The organism is Streptomyces sp. NPDC040589 (genome assembly GCF_055594445.1).
In genome coordinates this window covers 543,690-566,616 of record NZ_JBVIWP010000005.1, presented here as the reverse complement: position 1 = coordinate 566,616, position 22,927 = coordinate 543,690, and the positions used below count along the sequence as shown (strand labels likewise).

Genomic DNA, 22,927 nt, shown 5'->3' with positions numbered 1-22,927 from the left:
GTCCCGAGCCCGGGCGATGAGTTCCGGGCTCGTGACAGGTCTACGCATACGGAAGGGCCGCCCCGGCCCCCGTACGCACGGGAGATGCGATGAGCAGCGTGATCATGCACAACGTCATGTCCGTGGACGGCTTCATCGCCGACGCGGAGGACCAGGTCGGGCCTCTCTTCGACTGGTACGGCAACGGCGACATCCAGCTCAACGAGTACGCCAAGGTCTCGCAGGTCTCGGCCGACTACGTGAAGCCGACCCTGGCGAGGATCGGCACGCTGGTGGTCGGGCGGCACGTGTTCGACATGACCAACGGGTGGGAGGGCACCCCGCCTGCGGGCGAGCGCATCGTGGTCGTGTCGCATCGGCCCAGGCCCGAGGAGTGGCACCCGGACGCGCCGTTCCACTTCGTCGGCGGCGTGGAGCAGGCCATCGCCAAGGCCAGGGAACTGACCGGCGAGGACCGTGACATCGGCGTGGCGGCGGGCGACGTCGGCGGGCAGGCGTTCGCCCTCGGGCTGGTCGACGAGGTGGCGATGGACGTCGTGCCCGTCGTCTTCGGCTCGGGCAAGCGGTACTTCGGGGCGGTCGACACCCAGCACCTGCTGGAGGACCCGCACACCGTGATCCAGGGCGACCGCGTGCTGCACCTGCGCTACCGCGTCCGCAAGCAGCCGTGACCGTCCAGGGGAGGCCGGCCGACATGGAACCGCAGACCGCTGCGGGCAAGGTGCTCTGGCACTTCACGATGTCCCTCGACGGATTCGTCGCGGGCCCGGACCACACGATGGACTGGATGACGGGGGCGACCTTCCGCCCTGGCCTCGTCCAGGAGTACGTCGAGACGACCGGCGCCGTGCTGGGCGGCCGGGCCGGCTGGGACGCGTACCCCGACCCCACCGGGATCTACGGCGGCGCCTGGCAGGGCCCCGTGTTCGTGCTCACGCACCACCCTCAGGACGCGCGGCCGACGCCCGGCGTGACGTTCCTGAGCTGCGACGTCGCAGAGGCGCTGCGCATCGCCCTCGAGGCCGCCGACGGCAAGAACGTGGAGGTCTTCTCGCCGAGCATCGGCCGGCAACTCCTCGAGCGCGGGCTGCTCGGCGAGATCGACCTGCACATCGCGCCCGTGCTGCTCGGCGAGGGGATCCGGCTGTTCGACAACCCCGGGGGCGCGCCCGTGCCGCTGGATCTGCTCGTCGGGGAGGACCGCAAGGCCGCGGTGGACGTGCGGTACCGGCCGGTGCGGTCCGGGTGACACGGCCCCTCCGCCTCAGGAGTCCAGCCCTCAAGAATTAACCGAACTCACGTACAACCCTTACGTCCCCACACAGGTCTCCTGATCGCCGACCACCTGTGAACGCCCGCCTAACTCCCGGCGAACACGGACGGTCCCAGCACTTCATCGACGGTGGATGCCCGCCAGGCATCCCGCGTGCCGCAGGAGACTCCCGCATGGACCAGGACCAGCACCGGCGACGACGCACGCAGAGGCGTCCGCACCCGCGCCCCGCCCTCGCGACTGCCACCACCGCCCCGGCAGCCACGCCGACGGGCGGGTCGCTCATGCCCGCGACCGCCGGCACGGCGACGACCCCTTACGTGGTGACCGCACCGTCCAGGTCGACCGCGCCTGCCAGGACGACCGCGTCCGCCAGGACGACGGCGCCCTCCCGGGGCCCCGCCCACCCTGCCTGACCTCCCGCACGCCCCGCCCCCGCGACCCCGCCCTCGTCCACACCGGGAACGGCCCTGCTCTCAGCCCGGCCCCACCCCACTCCACCCCTCCCCACCCGGAGCCCCGCCTTGCGCACCCGCACTCTCCTCATGGCCGCCGGTCTCACCACCGGCCTCCTCACCACCGCCCTCCCGGCCGGTACGGCCGCCGCCGCGCCCTCCGGGCTCGCCGGTGACTTCAACGGCGACGGATACCGGGACGTGGCCATCGGCGCCATGAGTGCCGACGTCGGCTCGGTGCAGAACGCCGGTGCCGTCGTCGTGCTGTACGGCTCGTCGTCCGGCGCCTCGGCGGCGAAGAAGACCGTGATCACGCAGAACTCCGCGGGCGTCCCCGGCACCGCCGAGTACGGCGACCGCTTCGGCAACAGCCTCGCCGCCGCCGACCTGGACAAGGACGGCTACTCCGACCTGGTCGTCGGCGCCCAGTACGAGGCCATCGGCGACCGGGACGGCGTCGGCTCGGCCACCGTCATCTGGGGCGGCAAGAACGGCCTGTCCGGCGGCAAGGGCCTGCCCCAGCCGTCCACCCTCACCGAGGGAGGCGGCTTCTCCTCCGGCGTCGCGACCGGCGACTTCGACGGTGACGGCGCGACGGACGTGACGCTCACCGGCCAGAGCCACACCCGCCTCTACAAGGGCCCCTTCAGCCGTACGACCGGCCCCACGAGCCATACCGGCATCAGCGAGTTCGGATCGACGTACGAGGTGTTCGCGGGTGACATGAGCGGCGACGGCGCGGCCGAGCGCGTCTACCCCTTCCTCGTCACCGGCGACGAGGGCGGCGAGATCAGCTACCACCGCTGGACCGGCACCAAGTACGCCCGCACCTATCTGCCGCAGGCCGACGGCGAGAAGGGCACGATCGCCGACGTCAACGGCGACGGCTACGGCGACCTCGTCCTCGGCGACTACCAGGACCCGAGTCCGGCCAGGCCCGCCGGCCACAAGGGCGGCCAGATCACCGTCTGGTACGGCGGCCCCACGGGCCCCGACCCGGAGCAGAAGCCGACCGTGATCCACCAGGACACCACGGGCGTGCCCGGCGCCGGTGAGAACGGCGATCTCTTCGGTTCGGCGATCAGCGCGGGCGACGTCAACGGCGACGGCTACGCCGACATCGCGGTCGGCGCCTGGGCCGAGGACATCGGCACGGTCGAGGACGCCGGCTCGGTGACCATCCTGTTCGGTTCGGCCTCCGGCCTGAGCGGCAAGGGCGCCAAGTCCTGGTCGCAGGACACCGCCGGCGTCCCCGGCAGCGACGAGACGATGGACGCCTTCGGCATGTCGGTGCGTCTGGTCGACCTGGACAAGAACGGCAAGGCCGACCTGGTCAGCGGCGCCGGCTACGAGAACGGCTACGGCGCGGTCACCGTCCTGCGGGGCGCCGCCTCCGGCCTGACCACCACCGGGTCGAAGTTCCTCTCGGCCCGCGACGTCTCCCTCAAGGGCAGCGCCGACTTCGCCTGGGCCGTCGCTCAGTGACACACCGTCAATCTCCTTACCAGGCAAGGAAACCCATGCGTCTGCGCAGCGTCGCTCTCCTCGTGGCGGCCCTCACCCCCCTCGCCGCGGCCCTCACGGCCCCCACCGCCCACGCCGCCACGGCCGCCGCCCCGTACGACTTCAACGGCGACGGCCGCAAAGACCTGGCGATCGGCGCCCCGGGCGCCACGGTCGCCGGGAAGGCGAAGGCCGGCGCCGTGTCCGTCGTCTACGGCAGCACGAGCGGGCCGAAGACCTCGACGCGCACGCTCCTCACCCAGGACACCGCCGGGATGCCGGGTGCCGCCGAGGCCGACGACGCCTTCGGCTCGGCCCTCGCCTCCGTGGACCTCGACACCGACGGTTACGCCGACCTGCTGGTCGGCACGCCCGGCGAGGACGGCAGCGACACCAACGACGGCACCGTCACCATCGTCTGGGGATCGAAGTCCGGCCTGTCCGGCGCCCGTTCGCTGTTCAGCTTCTTCAGCACCGACTACGACCGCTACGGCCAGACCCTCGCCGCGGGCGACTTCGACAACGACGGCGACCCCGACGTGGCGGTCGGCTCCACGGGCCCGATCACCCTCTCCCTCGTCGCCGGGCCGATCACCAAGACCGGCGCGCACAACGGCGGTTCGGGCTCGCGCAAGGACATGTGGTCCACGTCGTACGGCATCACCCACCTGTCCTCCGGCACCATCACCGGCGACGGCCACCCCCGGGTGGTCCTGCACGGCCGCGCGGGCGGCACCGACGACGCCGTCACCGCCCTGGCCGACCTGGAGATCGGCAACTACAACGACTGGCTGCAGAACCTGCCCGCCGGGTACGTCTCCGCCGTAGCGGACATCGACAAGGACGGCTACGCCGACATCGCCGTCGGCAACGACCGCGAGACCTCCGCCGACCCTGCGGGCGCCCTCGGCGGCAAGGTCACCGTCGTCTACGGCGGACCGGAGGGCCGGGACACGAACCGCGCCCCGCTCGTCCTCACCCAGGACACCGCCGGTGTGCCCGGCGCCTCGGAGAAGGGCGACCGCTTCGGCAGCGGTGTCTCGCTCGGCGACGTCAACGGCGACGGGTACGCCGACCTGGCTGTGGGCACCGCGGGCGAGAACTCCGCCGCCGGTGCCGTCACCGTGCTGTACGGCTCGGCGTCCGGACTGACCACCGCGGGCGCGACGTCGTACACCCAGAACACCGCGGGTGTGCCCGGCGGTTCCGAGAAGGGCGACCGTTTCGGCGAGCGCGTCACGCTCACCGACCACACCGGCGACCGCCGCGCCGACCTGTCCGTCTCCGCGCCGGGCGAGAACGGCGACGGCGCGGTCTGGTCCCTGCGCGGCGCTGCGACCGGACTCACCGCCACGGGCTCGACGAGCTTCGGCCCGGGCACGACGGGCGTCTCGACGGCCGGGGCGCCGGGCTACGGCACCGCACTCAACTCCTGACCAACCGACCCACCGACCCACCGACCCACGGGGACTCGACACATGCGTAAGCGCACCCTCCTCCTGGCCACAGCCCTAACCACCGGCCTGCTCACCGCCCTGCCCGCCACGACCGCCACCGCCGCGCCCTCCGGCCTGTCCGGCGACTTCAACGGCGACGGCCACCGCGACCTCGCGATCGCCGCCCCGCTCGGCAAGATCGACGGCAAGGCCGCGGCCGGTTACGTCGCCGTCGTCTACGGCACGGCCAACGGCCTGGACAGCTCCAAGCGCCAGATCATCAGCCAGGCCACCAGCGGCATCCCTGGCGTCCCGGAGTCGCAGGACTACTTCGGCGACCGTATGACCACCGGCGACCTGGACGACGACGGCTACACCGACCTGATCGTGGGAGTGCACGGCGAGCAGATCGGCTCCACCGGCGACTCGGGCGTGCTCACCGTCGTCTGGGGCGGCGCGAGCGGCCTGAAGACCGCCACCGACGTGTCCGCCCCGCTCCCCGAGAACCGCAACGAGCTGGGCTGGTCCGTCGCCACCGGCGACTTCGACGGCGACGGCGACACCGACCTGGCCGCCGCGAACCTCGCCTACCCCGAGCTGAACGTCTTCGAGGGCCCGGTCTCCCGCACCGGCAAGGCCACCGAGCTCACCAGCGTCGACACCTCGGCCCAGACCGGCATCAACACCGACAACCTCATCGCGGGTGACGTCACCGGCGACGGCCGGACGGACCTGCTGGTCATGGGCCAGGAGACGGTCGGCGACGGCTACCGCACCCGCAGCGTGCTGTACAAGGGCTCCGCCACCGGCCCGACCCCGGGCGCCAAGGTCGCGGGCGGCTACACGGCCGTCATCGCGGACGTGAACAAGGACGGCTTCGGCGACATCGTCACCGGCAACTTCATGGAGAAGTCGGCGGACGAGCCGAACGGCGGCCCCGGCGGCGCGATCACGGTGACCTACGGCGCCTCCGGCGGCCTGAGCACCCGCACCCCCGTCCGCATCACCCAGGACACCGCGGGCGTGCCCGGCTCCGCCGAGAAGAACGACCGCTTCGGCTGGAGCCTGTCGGCCGGCGACACGAACGGCGACGGCTACGCCGACATCGCGGTCGGCGCGCCGTACGAGGCCATCGGCTCGAAGAAGCAGGCGGGCACCGTCACCGTCCTGCGCGGCTCCGCCTCCGGCCTGACCGGCAGCGGCGCCAAGTCCTTCTCCCAGGACACCGCCGGCGTCCCCGGCGCCGCCGAGGCGTACGACGCCTTCGGATACGCCGTGCGGCTCACCGACGCGAGCGGCGACGGCCGCGCGGAGCTGGTGGCGAGCGCCTCCGCCGAGAACACCGCCGACGGCGCCGTCTGGCTGCTGAAGTCCACCGCGTCCGGCGTCACGGCCACCGGCTCCACGTCCTTCGGCGCCGCGACGGTGGGCGGCCCGGCGGGCGACGCGTACTTCGGCGACGTCCTCGCGGGCTGACCGCCCCGGCCCACCATCCCCTACCAGGAGGAACACCCATGCGCAGGCAGACTGCGGCCGCCATCGCCGCCGCCCTGCTGACCGCCGGTCTCACGCCGCTCACCCTGGCGGCCCCGGCCTCCGCGGCCCCGGCCAAGCACGCCGACGACTTCAACGGCGACGGCTACCGCGACCTCGCCGCCGCCGCGCCCTACACCCCGGTCGGCGGCAAGAGCGACGCCGGCGCCGTCGTCATCACCTACGGCTCCGCGAACGGCATCAGCGCCGCCCGCCGCACCGTCCTCACCCAGGACACGGCCGGCATCCCCGGCACCGCCGAGCAGGGCGACCGCTTCGGCAAGACCCTCGCCTCCGGCGACCTGAACGCCGACGGGTACGCCGACCTCGTGATCGGCAGCACCGGCGAGGACGTCGACTCCGACGCCGACGGCGGCTCCGTCACCGTCGTCTGGGGCGGCAAGAGCGGCCTGTCCGGCGGCCGCGGCGTCCCCGACCCGGCGGTATCGGCCCACGACGAGTACGGCATGTCCCTCGCCGTCGGCGACTTCAGCGGGGACGGCCGCCCCGACCTCGCCGTCGGCAGCACCGGCGGCGACGTCTGGATCCACCAGCACTTCACCAAGGCCGCCGGCTCCACGGCCCGCCACGAACTCGCCACCGGCCTCCGCGGCGGCGCCGGACTCGCCGGGGCCCAGAGTCTCGCCGCCGGCGACATCGACGGCGACGGCACCGACGACCTGGTCGCCACCGGCAGCGAGGCGTCGACGTACGAGGACGGCGCCATGGTCTTCCTCGGCTCCGCAGCCGGCCTCACCCACCAGACGTTCCTCAAGAGCGGCGGCTGGGAGCTGGCCGCGGTCGGCGACCTCAACGGCGACGGCTACGACGAGGTCGTCACGGCGGACTACGGCGGCGACGCCAAGAGCCTCGGCGGCTCGGTCAGCGTGTACCCCGGCAGCGCCGACGGCGCCCGCACCACACCACAGGCCACGATCGACCAGGACACCCCCGGCGTCCCCGGCGCGGACGAGGAGGACGACTGGTTCGGCAACGACCTCTCCATCGGGGACATCAACGGCGACGGCTACGGCGACCTGGCGATCGGCACGATCCACGAGGACGTCGGCACCGCGGACATCGCCGGCAGCGTCACGGTCCTGCGCGGCTCGGCCACCGGCCTGACCACCACCGGCGCCCAGTCGTTCACCCAGAACACGGAGGGCGTGCCCGGCACCGCCGAGTCCGCCGACCGCTTCGGCGCGTCCGTACGCCTGTCCGACCTCACCGGCGACGGCAAGGCGGACCTCGCCGTCGGCTCCGACGGCGAGAACCACCCCTCCGGCTCCCTCTACAGCCTGCGCGGCTCGGCCTCGGGCGTGATCACGAAGAACGCGATCAGCTTCGGCCCCGGCTCCCTGGGCATGTCGACGACGGACTATCTGAGGCTGGGCCAGGACATGCTGCGCTGACCCGCGGTGCGGGCACTCGGGAGACCGCGGCCGTAAGGCCCGTACGGCCGAACCCTGACAACCCATGAGTTCCTGAAGGGGCTTACCCCCTAAGGGATGTCACAGCTCGGCCGCAAAGCCGGGCCCGGAAGCCCGGGCCCGGCACGCCACCGCCCGGGACCAGGTACGTTCGAAGACGTGGCTGGATTCAGGATCGGACGCGGCCGGAACAACGGCGCTCCTCAGACGCGACCGCAAAACCCCCCGCACGGGCAGCAGACGCCGCAGGGACCGTCGTACGGTTACCCGCCGGCGCCGCAGCCGTACCCGCAGCAGCAGCCGTACGGCAACGGCGGCGGCCCCACCTGGCCGCAGGCGAACGCCGGGCCCGGCGGCGGCCCCGGCCGCGGCTACGGCGGCCAGGGCGAGCCGGAGTACTTCGGCGACGGCGCGTACCCGCCCGGCCCGCAGGGCCCGCCCGACCCGTACGCGGCGAACAACCCGGGCCACACCCAGGCCTTCTCGGTCGGCGAGGACCCCTACAACCAGGGCGACACCTACCGCGCCGGCGCGGCGGGCCCGCCGCCCGGACCGGTCGGCCCGCGCCTGCACTGGAAGGCCCTGCTCCGGGGGATCGTCCTCTCCCCCAACCAGACGTTCCTCCAGATGCGCGACTACTCGATGTGGGGCCCGGCCCTCATCGTCACGCTCCTCTACGGCCTGCTCGCCGTCTTCGGCTTCGACGGCGCCCGCAACGATGCGATAAACGCCACACTGTCGAACGCGATCCCGATCGTCCTGACGACGGCCGTCGCGATGGCGATCAGCGCCTTCATCCTGGGCGTGGTCACCCACACCCTGGCCCGCCAGCTCGGCGGCGACGGCGCCTGGCAGCCCACGGTCGGCCTGTCCATGCTGATCATGTCCCTCACGGACGCGCCCCGCCTGGTCTTCGCGATGTTCGCCGGCGGCGACGCGACGTTCGTACAGCTCGTGGGCTGGGCCACCTGGATCGCGGGCGGCGCCCTCCTGACCCTCATGGTCAGCCGCTCCCACGACCTCCCCTGGCCGAAGGCGCTGGGCGCGTCGGCGATCCAGCTGATCGCACTGCTGTCGATCGTGAAGCTGGGCACGGTCTGAGACCGATCGACCGACCGGCCGCTCGGCCACGAGAAAGGGGCTCCCCCTGGGGAGCCCCTTCTTCATTGCCACGGTCGGATGGTCTCAGGCGTCGAGGACCTGCCCGGAGCGCCGCACGACCGGCGGCTCCACGGACCACGGGAAGTTGATCCACTCATCGGTCCGCTTCCACACGTACTCGCACTTCACCAGCGACTGGGTCTTCTCGTAGACCACGGCGCTGCGCACCTCGGCGACGGTGTCGAGGCAGAAGTCACGGACCAGCTTGAGCGTCTTGCCGGTGTCGGCGACGTCGTCGGTGATCAGCACCTTCTTCTCGGAGAAGTCGATCACGTTGGGGACGGGGGCGAGCATGACGGGCATCTCGAGGGTCGTCCCCACACCGGTGTAGAACTCGACGTTCACCAGGTGGATGTTCTTGCAGTCCAGGGCGTAGGCGAGCCCGCCGGCCACGAAGACACCGCCGCGGGCGATGCTGAGCACGACGTCGGGCTCGTACCCGTCGTCGGCGATGGTCTGCGCGAGCTCGCGCACGGCGATCCCGAACTGCTCGTAGGTCAGATTCTCCCGCTCACCGCTCATGCTGATGTCGCTCACACCTGGGTCCGATGGAAATTCAGGAAGGACCGGGAGGCCGTCGGCCCCCGCTGTCCCTGGTACCGCGACCCGTACCGCTCACTCCCGTAGGGGAATTCGGCGGGCGAGCTGAGCTTGAACATGCACAGCTGCCCGATCTTCATCCCCGGCCAGAGCTTGATGGGCAGGGTGGCGAGGTTGGACAGCTCCAGGGTCACGTGGCCGCTGAAGCCCGGGTCGATGAACCCGGCGGTGGAGTGCGTCACGAGCCCCAGCCGCCCCAGCGAGCTCTTGCCCTCCAGCCGGGAGGCGAGGTCGTCGGGCAGCGTGATGACCTCGTACGTGCTGGCGAGGACGAACTCTCCCGGGTGCAGGATGAACGGCTCGTCCCCCTCCGGCTCCACGAGCCGGGTCAGATCGCTCTGCTCGACGGAGGGGTCGATGTGGGGGTACCGGTGGTTCTCGAACACCCGGAAGTAGCGGTCCAGCCGCACATCGATGCTCGACGGCTGCACCATCGCGTCGTCAAACGGATCGATACGCACTCGTCCTGCGTCGATCTCGGCCCGGATGTCCTTGTCTGAGAGAAGCACGCCCCGAGGATACGCAAGGCGCGCGGAGCGACCACAACCGGACGACTCCGCGCGCCTTATGCCCTTTGGCTATGTCTTTGTCCGCTGCTCGCTACTGCTCGCCGCCGTTCGCTCCGCTCGCTACCGCTTCTGGTGGCTGACGGGCACGACGCTCCGGAGCCGCGTACACCGCGGGCACCGGAGCAGCCGGCCGGGGCCGAGTCGCTCGGCCTGCTGCATCGGGAACGAAGCGGTGGTGAACACGTGCCCATCGGCACAGCGGACGACGGTGCGCTCCATCAAGTCCAAGAGTCCCTTCCCCAAGAGCCGCGTCTGGCTGGTGCTTGCCTGACGACAAAAGCCACAGTACGGGATCAAAGGAACGGCCTTCGAGGCGGCGCTCCGGTCCCGCCCGGACCCTCGCCGACGCCCCCACCGTACGCCCCAACTCCGGTGACCCGCAGCCGCATCCCGCCCCTGAAACGCCCTCAGGCCCCACGGCATCAACACCCGGGGCCTGACATGAGGTAAAGTGGCGAACGTTCGCACACCGACTCCGTCGGCGTCTTACGCGGGTGTAGTTTAATGGTAGAACATCAGCTTCCCAAGCTGAGAGCGCGAGTTCGATTCTCGTCACCCGCTCTTCTTGAAGCCCCAGGTCAGCGACTTGGGGCTTATGCATTGGCGCGGTCCTCGGTGTCGTTTCGGCGATCGAAACCTCAAGAGATCGGGCACGCGGAGGGCACGAATTCCCCAGGGCATGCCTCGGGAAAGCAAGCGGAGGCCGTTGACCTGCAACTTTGTTCGGGGGGATCGGCCAGCCCGCTGGGGAAGCCCTCAGCTTCGCCGTCCCTCTGGGACATCGGATCCCCATGTCGCGTGGTGTGGATCGCTTCAGTGGCGCGCTCGCGGCAACGCCTTGGTGGGCCCGAAGTTCCCAACCATGCTGCGGAGGGCTTCGGCGTGCGTGCGAAGGTGCCGAGGGCTTCGGCGATGAGACCGAAGGTCGGCTCGTAGAAGCCCCATTCGTGGTTGTCGAGTGCGCTCCAGGCCAGGTAGCCGCAGATGTCGAGTGCGGCGGCGACCGCGGCGAGGGCGCCGGTGTAGTAGTCGATGCGGCGGCTGTCGTCGGCGGTGGCGACGACATTCTCCGTGTCGATCAGCGGGACGTCGCCCCGGAGCGCAAGGGGCTGCGATGCCGGCGGCCCACTTGTTGGCCGACTTGAGGTGGCCGGGGCGATGGCGGCAGCGGGCGGGTCTCGCCCCGCGTGCGCTGGGCCGAGCGGATCGGCAGGTCTGGGCCTCGAGCGCTCGGTCTGGAGGACAACGCCTCACCTATGGCGAAGGTGTTGCCGCTGTACGTGTCACCGTTCAACACGATGGAGGGCTCCTACTGCTCGTGACTGGACAGCCGGCGGGCCCTCACGCTTCAAGCACGGTGCTGTCACGTGATCCGCCGGACACGGCCCAGGCGGCCGCTGCGGAGCGGCGCCGCTGGGTGAGGGCGATGGCGGTGGTGGGGATCAGGGTGAGGGCGGCGATGGCGGTGCCGACGACGGCGGGGCCGGTGGATCCCATGCCGGAGTCGAGGGTGAGGCCGGCGATCCAGGAGCCGATGGCGGTGCCGAGGTTGAACGCCGAGACGGTCAGGGCCGAGGCCAGGACGGGTGCCTGGCGTGCGAAGCGGACGGCCATGGCCATCAGCACCGGGTTGGCGCCGAGCCCGAAGAAGCCCAGCAGGGCGACCAGAATGATGGTGGGCACGACGTAGCCGGCCAGCAGGGAGATCGCGAGGAGCAGGAGCGTGGCTCCTGCGGCGGCCACGCGGGTCACGGTGTGCGGGCGACGGTCGCCCAGACGGCCTCCGACGAGCGAGCCGGCCAGGGCACCGAGGCCGAAGCCGACCAGGACCAGCGGCACGATCCCGGACGCGATACCGGTCCGGTCGGTGAGCAGCGGCGAGATGTAGGAGTACGTGGCCAGGACACCGCCGGTGGTGGTGGCGCAGGCGGCCAGGACCAGCCACAGGCGGCCGGAGCGCAGAGAGGTCAGCTCGGATCGGATCGACACCGCCTGCTGGTCGCCACCGTCGTGGGGGACGGTGCGGGCGATCAGCGCGACGGCCGCAGCGGCGAAGGCCGCAAGCGCCCAGAACGGCCCGCGCCAGCCCATGAGTTGCCCGGCGAACGCGCCCAGCGGCACACCTACGACATTCGCGAGCATGGCTCCGGCACCGACGAGCCCGAGGGCGCGGGAACTGGCGGCAGGGTCTGCGGCGCGTGCAGCGGCCACATTGGCCACCGCCCAGAACGCGCCGGTCGCGATCGCGGTCAGGAACCGTGCCGCCAGAATCAGGGTGAAGTTCGAGCTGAGGGCGACCATGACGTGCCCGGCGGCGAAGACGCCCAGGGCGAGCATCAGGGTCAGCCGCTTGGGCAGCCGCAGCGTGAGCATCGCCATCAGCGGCGCGCCGACGATCATGCCGACCGCGAAGACGGTGATCAGCAGTCCGGTCCGGGCGACGCTGACCTGCAGGTCACCCGCGATCTCGGGGACCAGGCCGGCCACGACGAACTCGGTGGTGCCCATCAGGAAGGTGCCCAGCGCGAGTACGTGGACGACGAGCGGCAGCCGGGCGGACGGAGGCTGGGGGGTTTCAGCCCGTACGGTCTCGGCGGGGGCGTGGAGGGTTGCTCCTCGCGTACTCAAGGTTCATCTCCGTGGGGGTTGTGATCGGGGTACGTCACCCAGGGAACAAGCCGCCCCACCCTGGAGGAAGGTCGCGTTTATAGGGGGCACAAGCTCAACCTCCCTTCTTACGAGCCGGTGGCTACCGTGGAAACCATGGACCCGCGCCCCGACGACCGCTCTGACCACCGCACCGAGATCCGCGACTTCCTTGCCAGCCGCCGCGCGAAGATCTCCCCGGAGCAGGCCGGGCTGCCCACCAGCGGCCGGCGCCGAGTGCCCGGGCTGCGGCGCGAGGAGGTTGCCGTGCTGGCCGGTGTGAGCACCGAGTGGTACACCCGCCTGGAGAAGGGCCACATCAGTGGCGTCTCCGAGGACGTACTCGCCGCGGTCGCCCAGGCCCTGCGGCTGGACGAGGACGAACGCACCTACTTGTTCGACCTGGCTCGCGCCGCCCGGCCCGCCCGGCGCACGCCGTCCCGCCGCAGGGACGTCGAGGTCCCGCCCCGCATCCAGTGGCTGCTGGACACTGTCGCGATGTCCGCTGCCTTCGTGCGTAATGGCCGTCTGGACGTCGTCGCCACCAACCCGCTGGCGAGGGCCCTGCATGCCCCGATGTTCGACAGCCACACCATCGACAAGCGCGGCCGCGCCAACTTCGCCCGCTACCACTTCCTCGACCCGGGCTCACAGGACTTCTTCGTCGACTGGGACTCCGGCGCCGCCGCCACCGTCGCGTTGCTGCGTGCCGAGGCCGGGCGTGAACCGCATGACCGGGCCCTGCGCGAACTCATCGGCGAACTGTCCACAGTCAGCCCCGACTTCCGCACCATGTGGGCCGCGCACGACGTCCGTATCCGCCACGAGGGCGTCAAGCGGCTGCAGCACCCCGAGGTCGGCCTCCTGGAGCTGACCTACCAGTCCCTGGACCTGCCCGTGTCTCACCGGGCCGTGCACGATCTGAGCCTCTACACCGCCGAACCGGGCAGCACCTCCGAGGAACGCCTCAAGATTCTCGCCAGCCTGGCAGCCACTCCCGTCCAGGCGACGGGGTCCACCGACCAGCTGCGCTGAGCAGCTGATCAGGACGCTTTCTGGCAGCTGTTGAGCCCTCCCAGGCTCCGGCTCGTGCAACCGGAGCAGAGGTGCGGAGGACCACGGAAGGTCAGGCCCAGGCCGCCGGCACCGGTCTGGAGCACTTCCGGTCAGACGAGGTTCCTGGTGAAGAACTCGTCGAGCCTGTCGAAGGGGATGAGGTCCTTGCGGTCGTACAGGTCGACGTGGTCCGCGCCCGGGACGATCACGAGGTCGACAGTGTCGGGGGCCTTCGCCTGGACGTCCTCGGAGTAGTAGCGGGAGTGCGCGTCGGCGCCGGCCACCAGGAGGGCCTTGCGGGGCGCCAACATGTCGATGTTCGTCATCAGCTGGAAGCCGAAGAACGACATCGGTGTGGTCGCGGTCCACGCGGTGGTGGAGTTGATCGAGCGCGGGTGGTAGCCGCGCTCGGTGCGGTAGTAGTCGAAGAAGGTCGCCGTGATCGGGTCGGCGTCCGCCGGGAGGGTCTTGGGCAGGACACGGTCGGAGGGGGCGACGTTGCCGTTCTCGTCGAAGGGCACCTCGTGGGACAGCCGCGCGTAGGTGCCGTTCTCGGCGTCGATCCAGCGCTGCCGGCTGAGGTGGTCCACGACCTTCTGGCGCTGCGCGGGCGAATAGTAGTCCTCGTGGCCGCGGGACATGCTGCGCGACATGTCGTACATCGAGGCCGCGGCGACCGCCTTGATACGGCTGTCCGCAGCCGCCGCGGTGAGCGCCATACCGCTCAAGCCGCAGATGGCCTGCGCGCCGATCCGCTCGCGGTCGACGATCTTCTGCAGGCCGAGGAAGTCGACGGCGGCGCTGTAGTCCTCGGTGTAGATGTCGGGCGAGGCCACGTCGCGCACCGTGCCGCCGCTCTCCCCGGTGAAGGAGGGGTCGAAGGCGAGTGCGACGTAGCCGCGGCGGGCGAACTCGTTGGCGTAGAGCCCCGAGGACTGTTCCTTGACCGCGCCGAACGGGCCGCTGACCGCCAGGGCGGGCAGCTTGCCCCTGGCGTTCTTCGGCACGTAGAGGTCCGCGGCGACCTCGATGCCGTAGCGGTTCTCGAACCGCACCGAGGTCCGCTTGACGTTCTTGTCCAACGCGAAGGTGTAGCCGCCCTTGGCCGTGGCCTTGCCCTGTCCTGTGGCGCCTGCCGCGCGGCCGCTTTCCGCACCGAAGGAGGGCAGAGCCGTGAAGGAGGTGGTGGCGCCGGTGGCTGCGATCAGTCCGAGTGCTTTGCGACGTTCCATCGAGTGGACCTCATCTTCGATCGGTGGAGGAAAAGGCGCGACGGTCGGTGGTGTCGTGACCGAGGCGCGATTCCAGCGAACCGCTTCCGCGCCGGGCGTGGCAGGTCGGGTTTATGGGGGGTACAAGCTCGACCCCCACTCCGCGGGGTGTGCGTCGTAGCGTGGTCGCGATCTTCAACCATGCCTCGGTGCGGGTGGCGAAGCGGTGCCGGGGGACGTACTCGGCCTTGAGCACGGAGTGAAACGACTTCGCTGCGGCGTTGTCCAGCGCGGACCCGACCCTCCCCTTTGACTGCGCCACGCCTCAGCGGCCGCAGGGCTGCCCGAACGCCTCACTGTTGTATTCCGACTCTCGGTCCGAGTGGAAGATCACCTCGTCGACCTCGCCGCCGCGGGTGGCGATCTCCACCGCAGCGCGGTGCTGACCAGGGCGGTGTCGTGACGGAGCGTCATGGCGCAGCTGAGGGCTCGGCGGGAGAACGGGTCGTGGACCAAGGCGAGGTGCCGCCTGATCACTCAGCGACAACTCGGCTCGTTGTGTCAGCCGTTGCTAGGGAACCCGGAACCTTGCGCACGCCGGCCCGCGCCGTGTGAGCTCGCCACACTCGTCCTGGGTTCCGTCGCCCGCGTTGAGGGCCATGATGCTGATGCCTGCGGCCTGTGGTGGAAGGGAGATCGGCATGCTGACCCGCTGCTCGACCACGCCCTTGTCGTTGGGTCTGAGCTCACTTGAGTAGGCGTCGACCGACTCGACAACAGGCTCCGACAAGTCGGCCCTGACAGCGTTTACAAACACCTCGATGCTGGCCCCCGTCTCGACGCCGTCAGCATGAACAGCGAAACTCAATTTCAGATTGGGCCGAGGGCCGTCGACTTTGATGTTGGTGATGGTCGGCCGCCCGTTTCCCCCGGCAGCCTTGGCCGCACCGATAACCGCCACGCTCAGGGCCACCATATAGAGGATCACCCCGAGAATGAGCACCACGGTCTCCCACAGGTTGCCCCGCCGTGTGGGGTGGACGAGCAGAGCCACAATGCTGCAGACGATGGCGAGGATGGCGCAGAGCGAGGCCACATAGATGGGCCACGAGTCGTTGTTGAGGGCAACGAACACGACGTCGCTGCTGAGGCCGAGCAGGGTCATGACGCCGGCAACGGCGACGAGGGCGCCGGCCAGGATCTTGGCAACGTCGTCCAGGCGCTTTCCGATTCTGGCCTGGATCTCTTCGTGCGTCGGGGCAGGTTCTTGTCCGCTGCCCCACTTCGGTACCCCGCTCATTGCGCTCCTCGTGACCGCAGGGTCTGGGCGGTCAGCCGGTCGTCCGGCTGGCGACCGGCCCTGGTGGAAGACGCTAGGTTCGCGCGAGAGCCTCAGCGACCCGGGGTTGGGCCGAACAGAGGAACGATTAGCACAACGGCTGACACGATGAGCTGAGTTGTCGCTGGGTGATCAGGCCGCCGACGAGTTTGGGAAACGCCTCGTGGATGGCCGGAACGATGCCGCGATCGCGGACCTGGTCGCGGTAGATGTCGTGGTCGTAGCCGCAGTCGGCGGACAGCGGGTCGGGCTTGCGGCGCGGACGACCCACCCGGCCGCGGACGGGCGGGATCGCATCGAGCGGCGGGATCAGCTGGGTGACGTCGTTGCGGTTGCCGCCGGCCAGCAGGACCGCGAGCGGGGTGCCGTGCCCGTCGGTGGTCAAGGAAGCAGCGGCTCCAAGCGGTCCCACAGCTGTACGTGAGGATCACCGGGCCGACGTCGTACGGCAGCGCGTACTGCTTACCTCGGCGCTCAGTCCTTCCATGTCGGACTTGTCGAAGTCCGTCACATCGCACTTGTGTTTGGCGATCAGATCGTCGAGCGGCAGCATGCTCTGGGTGTAGCCCGTGGTGCGCAGGGCCTGCATCGAGACGGTGCAGGGTACGTCTCCGCTGCCGAGGCGGGTGCCGAGCTTGGCGAAGTAGTCCTCGAAGGACGAGGTCTCAAGCTTGATCGTGATCTGCGGTTCCTCGAGGGACACACGGTCCGCGAGGCGTGCCGCGACCGCCGGAGCCGCACGCCGTGATCAGCGTCCCGGCAAGCGCCAGGGCGACGGCTGCCCTCGCTGCGGTATGCGGCCCAGTAATCACATACCTACACGATTCCCTTTAATGGTAAAATGCACGCATTATGATATAATTACATTGGACACCTGTGATTGTGCGCTCACCTGTGGTGGGGCGAGGTCGGACAGTGCTGCCCGATGAGCTCCTTTCCGCAGTCGTGGGTATTCACGGGCAGCGTCGGGGGGCGAGCCGGGGAGTGTTCAGCCATGCTGGGGCAGGGCGGAACCCCTTTTGCGACAAGGAGCACCGCATGCCCACGGACTCGGTCGGACGATTCCTGCAGGCCCTGGCCCCCGAGCAGCGCGAGGCCGTCGGCGCCAAGCCGCGCCAGGAGCAGGAACGCCTCGCGGCGGCCTGGGAACGGGAACTGGAAGGGGACGATGAACTCGACACCCTCGACGAACTGTCACCGCCGGCAGCAGAGGCCGAGGCGGCCCGGCGCGTCCTGGACCGCGGGATCGACCAGCAGCCGGGCGCCCGGTAGCGCGAGCCCGCCGCCCGTCCCGAGAGCGAGCGGCCCTGGGAGGCACTGAACCGCTGCGCCGCGCCTTCGGCGTGATCACCCGCTTCAGCGGCGAGCCCGAGCCGACCCGCCCCTGACCTGATGCGACTGTGCGGCTACGCCTGTGCCCTGATGGCCAGTCAGCGGGAAGGCGCAGGGCTGGCTGAGCATGCTGGTGCCGGAGATCTCCCGTCGGCCCTGCAGTCCATACGGGCCGTAAGGGTCGTACGGGTCGATATGCCGGGTCCCGGTCGGACAGCCCCGGAACCCCGTCGCCAAGGACCATGGCGTGCATGGACATCCCGAACGACACCAGCAAGGCGGCGAACAGGGCGGGGACGCGGTAGGCACCGAAGTCCCCGCGCAGGGGAGGGCGGCGCGACTCCAGGGCTGTACGGAACGGTGTGCAGCGCGGCTCGGTGAGGAGTTCGTGGACCGTGATGCCCTCGTCATGATGCAGGCAGGCGGCGAGGGCCGGATCCGCCGGAGCAGTGCGCCGTCCCGGCCGGCCCCGCCCTGCGCATGCCGCGAACCGACCCCGCCCACCCGTGGACCCTGCCGGCCCCGGCGGCGAAGACCGGCGTGTCCCGGGCCAACCTGGCCCGACGCTGCACCGCCCTGGTCGGCCGGCCGCCCATGACCTACCTGCGGGAACAGCGCCTCGCCCTCGCCGCGGACCTGCTGCTCGAACCCGGCACCACGCTCGCCACGGTGGCGGACCGCGTCGGCTTCGCCACCGCCTTCGCCTTCAGCGCCGCGTTCAAGCGGGAACACGGCATCAGCCCCAGCGAATACCGCACGCGCGAGACACGGGCGGCAACCTGAGTGGGCTACGTGGAAACCGGGCTGATCACCTCCGGGCGGCTGGCCCTCATCAGCCTCCATCAGGCTGGAGCGCCACTCCGGAATGATATTTAGCTCTTATCGGGCATAAGATGAGAAGTGGGTCAGTGCACTCTCACGTGCCACGGCCCGGAAGGGCGGCCCCGGTGTGCATACGCCGGGGCCGTTGCGCGCCATGGACGACATGCCGCCTATGGCGTAATCGGCTCGTTGGACCGGTCGGCGCTGCGAGCCTGTGCCGGTCGAACAGCGTCGTGCCACGCTCCAATGGGTTCGCCATACCCCGGGACGAAGGGAAGCGAGCACCGATGACGGACAGTGGGCGGCAGCCGGACAGGCTTGGAGTGGACCGGTCGGAGGGGTTCGGCGAACGACTGCTCGGTGTGCTGCTCGACCGGGCCCACGAGATGCCGCCGGACTTGATCGCCCCGCTCGTCGCGGAAGAGGTGGCCAGGGTCGGGGGACGGGAGGTCTCCATCCTCCTGCAGGACTACGAACAGGTGCTGCTGGTGCCCCTGCCGGGCCGGAGGCTGAAGGTCAGCGGCCCCGAACCGGTCGAGGACTCCCCCGCCGGCGAGGCGTTCCTGAGCCGCAGAACGGTGGAGGTGCCACAGGGCGGCAGTGTGCGGATGTACCTGCCGCTGCTGGACGGCAGCGACCAGATCGGGGCGATGGGCGTCACCCTGGACAGCGTCGATGACGACGACCGGCGGCTGCTCCGCAGACTCGCCGGTCTGGTCGCGGACATGATCGTCACCAAGGACGCCTACACCGACCAGTTCTTCCAGGCCCGCCGCAGCGCCCCGATGAGTGTGGCCGCGGAGATCCAGTGGTCGTTGCTGCCCCCGCTGTCGATGACCATTCCGCAGGTCGAGGTGGCCGGAATCCTGGAGCCCGCCTACGACGTGGCCGGCGACAGCTTCGACTACGCCCTCAACGGCGAGATCCTTCACGTGGCCATGATCGACGCGATGGGCCACGGGCTGGACGCGGCGACCATGGCGACGGTGGCCATCGGCGCCTATCGCCACACGCGACGGGCCCATACCGATCTGTCCCAGGTGTACGCGTTCATGGACCGGGCCATCAACGATCAGTTCGGCGACGACCACTTCGTCACCGCGCAGATGATGATCCTGGACATCACCACGGGCCGGCTGCAGTGGGTCAACGCCGGCCACCCGGCTCCGTTCCTGATCCGTGACCGCGCCGTGGTGGACCGGCTGGAGAGCCCGACCACGCTGCCGGTCGGCTTCGGCGGTGAGCAGCCGGTGGTCAGCGAGCGGACGCTGCAACCCGGTGACCGGGTGCTGTGCTTCACCGACGGCCTGTTCGAGGAGCACCAGGCCGGCGGGGAACAGTTCGGTGAGGAGCAACTCGTCGAGTGGACCAACCGGATCCTCCTCGACCGCACCGAGGTACGGGCGGTGGTGCGAGCGCTCTCCCACGCCCTGAAACACGAACGTGGCGGCACCACGAGCGACGACGCGACCATCTTCCTCGTCGAGTGGCGAGGCGGGGACGCCGACCATCTCGCCGCCCTCGACTGAGCCCGCGGTGAAGGCGCGCCAAGCAGGGGCAGGTGACGCGGGCCACCGCCTCGCCAAGTCGCTCCCCGCGCGAGGAACTACCGACCGCGCCGCGGATCTTGCGTGACGTCACAGTCCACCCCCGTGGGACTGGCTGACTGCGCAGAGGGCCAGGCGCTTGATCAAGTTTCTCTCCCGGATCGAATCCGTAGGACCGACACCATCAGATTGCCGGGTGACCATCAGCGTTTCGTTAGCGGACAGTCCACACCTGACTGGCAGTGCGTCTACTCGGGGAGGCGCTGGGCTCTCTGGCGGTAGTCCCTCGGGGGGATGCCGTAAGCGGAGCGGAAGGCACGCGTGAAGTCGGCGGCCCGGGGGAAGCCCCAGCGGGCGGCGATGGCGTGGATGGGGGTGGTCGCCAGGGCGGGCTCCGCGAGGTCGCGGCGGGCGCGTTCCAAGCGCTGTCCCCGGATCCAGGCAGCGATCGACTGCTCTTCGTGCTCGAAGAGTCGGTACAGGTAGCTGCGGGATATGTGGTGCGCCGCGGCGATGGCGCCGGGATTCAGGTTCGGGTCGTGAAGGTGATCCCGTGCGAAAGCGCGGATGCGTAGGACGAGAGTCTGCCGCCGAGTCTCCGGTGGGAGGGAGTTCTCCGCATCGAGGGCTTGGGCGAACAGCGCTGACAGCAGGTCGACCGCCACGGACCCGAGCCGCGGCCCGTCGGCGGGCTGGTACGCGTCGGTGCCTCGCGCCAGCTGAGTGAGCAGTTGTCTCAGCAAGGCACCGAATCCCTCCCGGACCGACAAGTGCAGACCGGTCACGTGGTTCAGCCGGTTCCGCGGCACAGGCAACAGCGCCTTCGGTACCTCCAGCCCGACTCCTGTATGCGGAAGGGAGCCATCGCCCCCATGGACGTCGACGGTGCGCGACGTGTCGACGACACACAGGCTGTCGGGACCGTACTCGGCCTCCTCCTCACCCCGCACGGTGCGCAGCGCCCCGCTCAACGGCAGAGATACGTGCAGCCCCTCGGGGTCGGACTGCCGGATCAGTTTCGGCGACCGCCGGAAGCACACCGGCTGGAACGTGGTGGGCCACACCGATACGGCGCCGAGGTCCAGCACACGTTGGGAAGCCCGGAAGTCCGCCCGATGGTCGCTGCGCAATTCCAACGGAGCATGGGTCCGACTGACCAGCTCGCGCCAGCAGTCGAACCGGTCCGCCGCCGGCACATCATCGCTCCGGAACACCGTCTCGCTCAGCATGTCCCTCCTCGCCGTCCCACAAGTCCTGGCATGGCTTGCCTCCTACCCCTCCCCAACTCCAGCCGATTCATGGGCAAGCACCAGGCCGGTGACCGCTTGCGGGGGGGTGCCCCCCGCGCGCACGCTCGCCTCAACGGCACCCGCAGTCCGATGCGGCAGCCATGTCGCCCACATGCCCAACCGCCGCTCACACCGTCCACGGCACACAGACACACCGCCGCCCGCGGCGGGCCCGACGGCCCGCAGCCGCCGAGTTGTCCCCGGTCTCCCCCGAGATTGTCCGTGCTCGGTAACGGACGGATCCTGTGGCCGCCGCTTCTCGTCATGCCAGTTGGTCGCACGGTGACCGGGCATCGGCGAGGAACTGCGGGAAAGCGGGGCGGACATGGCGCGGCACGGCGGCGGGCGGGGCTGGTACGGCAAGGTGGTCGGTGCGGCGCTCGGGGTGACGATGCTCGCCACCGGTGCGTCGGTGTGGACCGCGCAGGCCGGTGCCACGGGCGGCTCGGCGCCGAAGGCGAGCGCGTCGGCCACGCCCGGCGGTGACGTCAAGCCGGTCGCGGTGGGCATCGCGCACGCCTCGGACAAGGGAGCGCGCGGCGTCAACATCACCATCGACGACGGCCCCGACCCCGTGTGGACCCCCGAAGTGCTCGACGTGCTGCGGGAGTACGGAGTGAAGGCCACGTTCTGCATGGTGGGAACGCAGGCACAGGCCCACCCGGACCTCGTGAAGAAGGTGGTCGCGGCCGGGCACCGGCTGTGCGACCACTCGGTGTCGCACGACACCACCATGGACAAGAAGTCCGAGGCCTACCAGTCGCGGCAGATCCTCGATGCCGAACGCATGATCACCAAGGCGTCAGGGGGCGTACGGCCGATGTACTACCGGGCGCCCGGTGGGGCCTTCACCCCCTACAGCCGCAAGCTGGCCGCCTCCCGGGGCATGCGCCCGCTGGGCTGGAACGTCGACTCCAAGGACTTCGAGCGGCCGGGCTCGGACGCCATGGTCGCCACCGTCGAGCGGGAGCTGCCGAACGGGCCGACGATCCTCTTCCACGACGCGGGCGGCGAACGTTCCCAGACCGTCGAGGCCCTGCGCCGGATCCTCCCCTGGCTCAAGGAGCAGGGCTATTCCTGCGGCTTCCCGGTGCGCTGAGGAGCACGGCCCCGACCGCGAGGAAGGCCCAGGTCACTCCCCGCGGAGCAGGAAGTCATATTCGGGTCATTGTGGATGAGGGTGTAACACGGCAGGGCTTCCAGGGCGCAGGGATATGCAGAAGCGGGGCGACGAACCGGGTCGCATTTCGGTGTCCGGGGCGGGCGTGCCGACGGGACAACACGTCAGATCGGATTCCTTGTGAGCAACATCGACCCGGCTCCCGGATATCAGACGTACAACCAGCCCTCGGGCCCGGAGCGCCCCGTACGCCAGCAGGCCGGCGCCCGGCGCGCGGCCCTGACGATCTGCACGATCGCCGACATCGCCGCGGGTTTCCTTGGTCTCTGGATCCTGCTGTTCCTGCTCGACGCGAACCAGGCGAATGTATTCGTCGAGTTCGTACGGGGAACGGCGGACTTGCTGGCCTGGTGGTCGCAGGACATTTTCACGATGGACACAGAGGGCCTACGCGTTGTCCTTAATTACGGCCTTCCGGCCGTCATGTATTTGCTGATCGGTCACGGAATCGCCGCACGGCTCAACCGAGCCTGACGACATACCCGGACTTCACAAAAGCCCGCGAGCGGACGGCGAAAGCACCGCCTGCCGCCATGGGGCGTCGC

General features: G+C 70.2%; 20 protein-coding genes, 1 tRNA gene and 2 pseudogenes. 14 read left to right on the top strand and 9 right to left on the bottom strand.

Translation table 11 applies throughout. The features are described 5' to 3' along the window. Nucleotides 1-89: 89 nt before the first annotated feature. The 7 genes from ACZ58V_RS25380 (at nucleotide 90) to ACZ58V_RS25350 (ending at nucleotide 8,731) form a co-directional block, all read left to right on the top strand. On the top strand, nucleotides 90-671 hold the full coding sequence (locus tag ACZ58V_RS25380) for a dihydrofolate reductase family protein (protein ID WP_471292506.1): 582 nt from the start codon (nucleotides 90-92) through the stop codon (nucleotides 669-671). A 23-nt stretch (nucleotides 672-694) separates the two neighbouring features. After that, on the top strand, nucleotides 695-1,249 hold the full coding sequence (locus tag ACZ58V_RS25375; protein WP_471292504.1) for a dihydrofolate reductase family protein: 555 nt from the start codon (nucleotides 695-697) through the stop codon (nucleotides 1,247-1,249). Nucleotides 1,250-1,797: 548 nt separating this feature from the next. After that, complete coding sequence (locus ACZ58V_RS25370; RefSeq protein ID WP_471292502.1) at nucleotides 1,798-3,213, top strand: FG-GAP-like repeat-containing protein; 1,416 nt, start codon at nucleotides 1,798-1,800, stop codon at nucleotides 3,211-3,213. A gap of 35 nt (nucleotides 3,214-3,248) precedes the next feature. Further along, nucleotides 3,249-4,667, top strand: coding sequence for an FG-GAP-like repeat-containing protein (locus ACZ58V_RS25365; protein WP_471292499.1), 1,419 nt, complete (start codon nucleotides 3,249-3,251; stop codon nucleotides 4,665-4,667). Between the two features lie 42 nt (nucleotides 4,668-4,709). Continuing rightward, on the top strand, nucleotides 4,710-6,143 hold the full coding sequence (locus tag ACZ58V_RS25360) for an FG-GAP-like repeat-containing protein (protein WP_468192828.1): 1,434 nt from the start codon (nucleotides 4,710-4,712) through the stop codon (nucleotides 6,141-6,143). 38 nt (nucleotides 6,144-6,181) lie between these two features. Then, nucleotides 6,182-7,612, top strand: coding sequence for an FG-GAP-like repeat-containing protein (locus tag ACZ58V_RS25355; RefSeq protein ID WP_471292496.1), 1,431 nt, complete (start codon nucleotides 6,182-6,184; stop codon nucleotides 7,610-7,612). A gap of 96 nt (nucleotides 7,613-7,708) precedes the next feature. Continuing rightward, entirely contained in the window at nucleotides 7,709-8,731 is a 1,023-nt protein-coding gene (locus ACZ58V_RS25350; RefSeq protein ID WP_468192830.1) for a Yip1 family protein, read from the top strand. Between the two features lie 84 nt (nucleotides 8,732-8,815). On the opposite strand, the gene ACZ58V_RS25345 is transcribed toward ACZ58V_RS25350, so the two are convergent. Continuing rightward, nucleotides 8,816-9,313: a phosphoribosyltransferase gene (locus ACZ58V_RS25345; RefSeq protein ID WP_468193027.1), complete on the bottom strand. Its 498-nt coding sequence runs from the start codon at nucleotides 9,311-9,313 to the stop codon at nucleotides 8,816-8,818. 11 nt (nucleotides 9,314-9,324) lie between these two features. Then, entirely contained in the window at nucleotides 9,325-9,900 is a 576-nt protein-coding gene (gene dcd, locus ACZ58V_RS25340) for a dCTP deaminase (RefSeq protein WP_382491399.1), read from the bottom strand. Between the two features lie 550 nt (nucleotides 9,901-10,450). On the opposite strand from dcd, the gene ACZ58V_RS25335 reads away from it, so the two are divergent. After that, a tRNA-Gly gene (locus ACZ58V_RS25335) sits at nucleotides 10,451-10,521 on the top strand. A gap of 77 nt (nucleotides 10,522-10,598) precedes the next feature. Here ACZ58V_RS25335 and ACZ58V_RS25330 read toward each other — a convergent pair. Together ACZ58V_RS25330 and ACZ58V_RS25325 are read right to left on the bottom strand one after the other, a co-directional pair. Continuing rightward, a complete protein-coding gene (locus tag ACZ58V_RS25330; protein ID WP_471292713.1) occupies nucleotides 10,599-10,994 on the bottom strand; it encodes a hypothetical protein in 396 nt (131 codons plus the stop codon). A gap of 307 nt (nucleotides 10,995-11,301) precedes the next feature. Further along, nucleotides 11,302-12,588, bottom strand: a complete 1,287-nt coding sequence (locus ACZ58V_RS25325) for an MFS transporter (RefSeq protein WP_471292492.1) — start codon at nucleotides 12,586-12,588, stop codon at nucleotides 11,302-11,304. A gap of 135 nt (nucleotides 12,589-12,723) precedes the next feature. Here ACZ58V_RS25325 and ACZ58V_RS25320 point away from each other — a divergent pair, with 135 nt between their 5' ends. Further along, the gene (locus ACZ58V_RS25320) at nucleotides 12,724-13,641 is read left to right on the top strand and encodes a helix-turn-helix transcriptional regulator (protein ID WP_471292489.1); all 918 of its coding nucleotides are present in this window, start codon (nucleotides 12,724-12,726) and stop codon (nucleotides 13,639-13,641) included. A gap of 131 nt (nucleotides 13,642-13,772) precedes the next feature. Here the strand turns inward: ACZ58V_RS25320 and ACZ58V_RS25315 are convergent, their stop codons facing one another. The 4 genes and pseudogenes from ACZ58V_RS25315 to ACZ58V_RS25300 all read right to left on the bottom strand — a co-directional run bounded on the left by ACZ58V_RS25315 (nucleotide 13,773) and on the right by ACZ58V_RS25300 (nucleotide 16,915). Beyond that, on the bottom strand, nucleotides 13,773-14,894 hold the full coding sequence (locus ACZ58V_RS25315) for an alpha/beta hydrolase (protein ID WP_468192851.1): 1,122 nt from the start codon (nucleotides 14,892-14,894) through the stop codon (nucleotides 13,773-13,775). Between the two features lie 550 nt (nucleotides 14,895-15,444). Continuing rightward, nucleotides 15,445-16,173 carry a hypothetical protein gene (locus ACZ58V_RS25310; protein WP_189725628.1) on the bottom strand — a complete coding sequence of 243 codons (729 nt, stop codon included), beginning with the start codon at nucleotides 16,171-16,173 and terminating at the stop codon, nucleotides 15,445-15,447. Nucleotides 16,174-16,378: 205 nt separating this feature from the next. Continuing rightward, nucleotides 16,379-16,582: pseudogene (locus tag ACZ58V_RS25305) on the bottom strand (transposase); the annotation flags it as partial. 57 nt (nucleotides 16,583-16,639) lie between these two features. Then, on the bottom strand, nucleotides 16,640-16,915 hold the full coding sequence (locus ACZ58V_RS25300) for a hypothetical protein (protein WP_471292486.1): 276 nt from the start codon (nucleotides 16,913-16,915) through the stop codon (nucleotides 16,640-16,642). A 335-nt stretch (nucleotides 16,916-17,250) separates the two neighbouring features. Here ACZ58V_RS25300 and ACZ58V_RS25295 point away from each other — a divergent pair, with 335 nt between their 5' ends. The 3 genes and pseudogenes from ACZ58V_RS25295 (at nucleotide 17,251) to ACZ58V_RS25285 (ending at nucleotide 19,895) form a co-directional block, all read left to right on the top strand. Continuing rightward, complete coding sequence (locus ACZ58V_RS25295) at nucleotides 17,251-17,484, top strand: hypothetical protein (protein ID WP_471292484.1); 234 nt, start codon at nucleotides 17,251-17,253, stop codon at nucleotides 17,482-17,484. 525 nt (nucleotides 17,485-18,009) lie between these two features. Further along, nucleotides 18,010-18,327, top strand: a pseudogene (locus tag ACZ58V_RS25290) (helix-turn-helix domain-containing protein); the annotation flags it as partial. 326 nt (nucleotides 18,328-18,653) lie between these two features. Beyond that, nucleotides 18,654-19,895 (top strand): PP2C family protein-serine/threonine phosphatase, encoded by a 1,242-nt coding sequence (locus ACZ58V_RS25285; RefSeq protein ID WP_468192855.1) that lies wholly within the window; start codon nucleotides 18,654-18,656, stop codon nucleotides 19,893-19,895. Nucleotides 19,896-20,161: 266 nt separating this feature from the next. Here ACZ58V_RS25285 and ACZ58V_RS25280 read toward each other — a convergent pair whose 3' ends face one another. Further along, nucleotides 20,162-21,142: an AraC-like ligand-binding domain-containing protein gene (locus ACZ58V_RS25280; protein ID WP_471292482.1), complete on the bottom strand. Its 981-nt coding sequence runs from the start codon at nucleotides 21,140-21,142 to the stop codon at nucleotides 20,162-20,164. 385 nt (nucleotides 21,143-21,527) lie between these two features. Here ACZ58V_RS25280 and ACZ58V_RS25275 point away from each other — a divergent pair, with 385 nt between their 5' ends. Next, nucleotides 21,528-22,301: a polysaccharide deacetylase family protein gene (locus ACZ58V_RS25275; protein WP_471292479.1), complete on the top strand. Its 774-nt coding sequence runs from the start codon at nucleotides 21,528-21,530 to the stop codon at nucleotides 22,299-22,301. 201 nt (nucleotides 22,302-22,502) lie between these two features. After that, entirely contained in the window at nucleotides 22,503-22,856 is a 354-nt protein-coding gene (locus ACZ58V_RS25270) for a hypothetical protein (protein WP_468192858.1), read from the top strand. The last annotated feature ends 71 nt before the right edge of the window (nucleotides 22,857-22,927 follow it).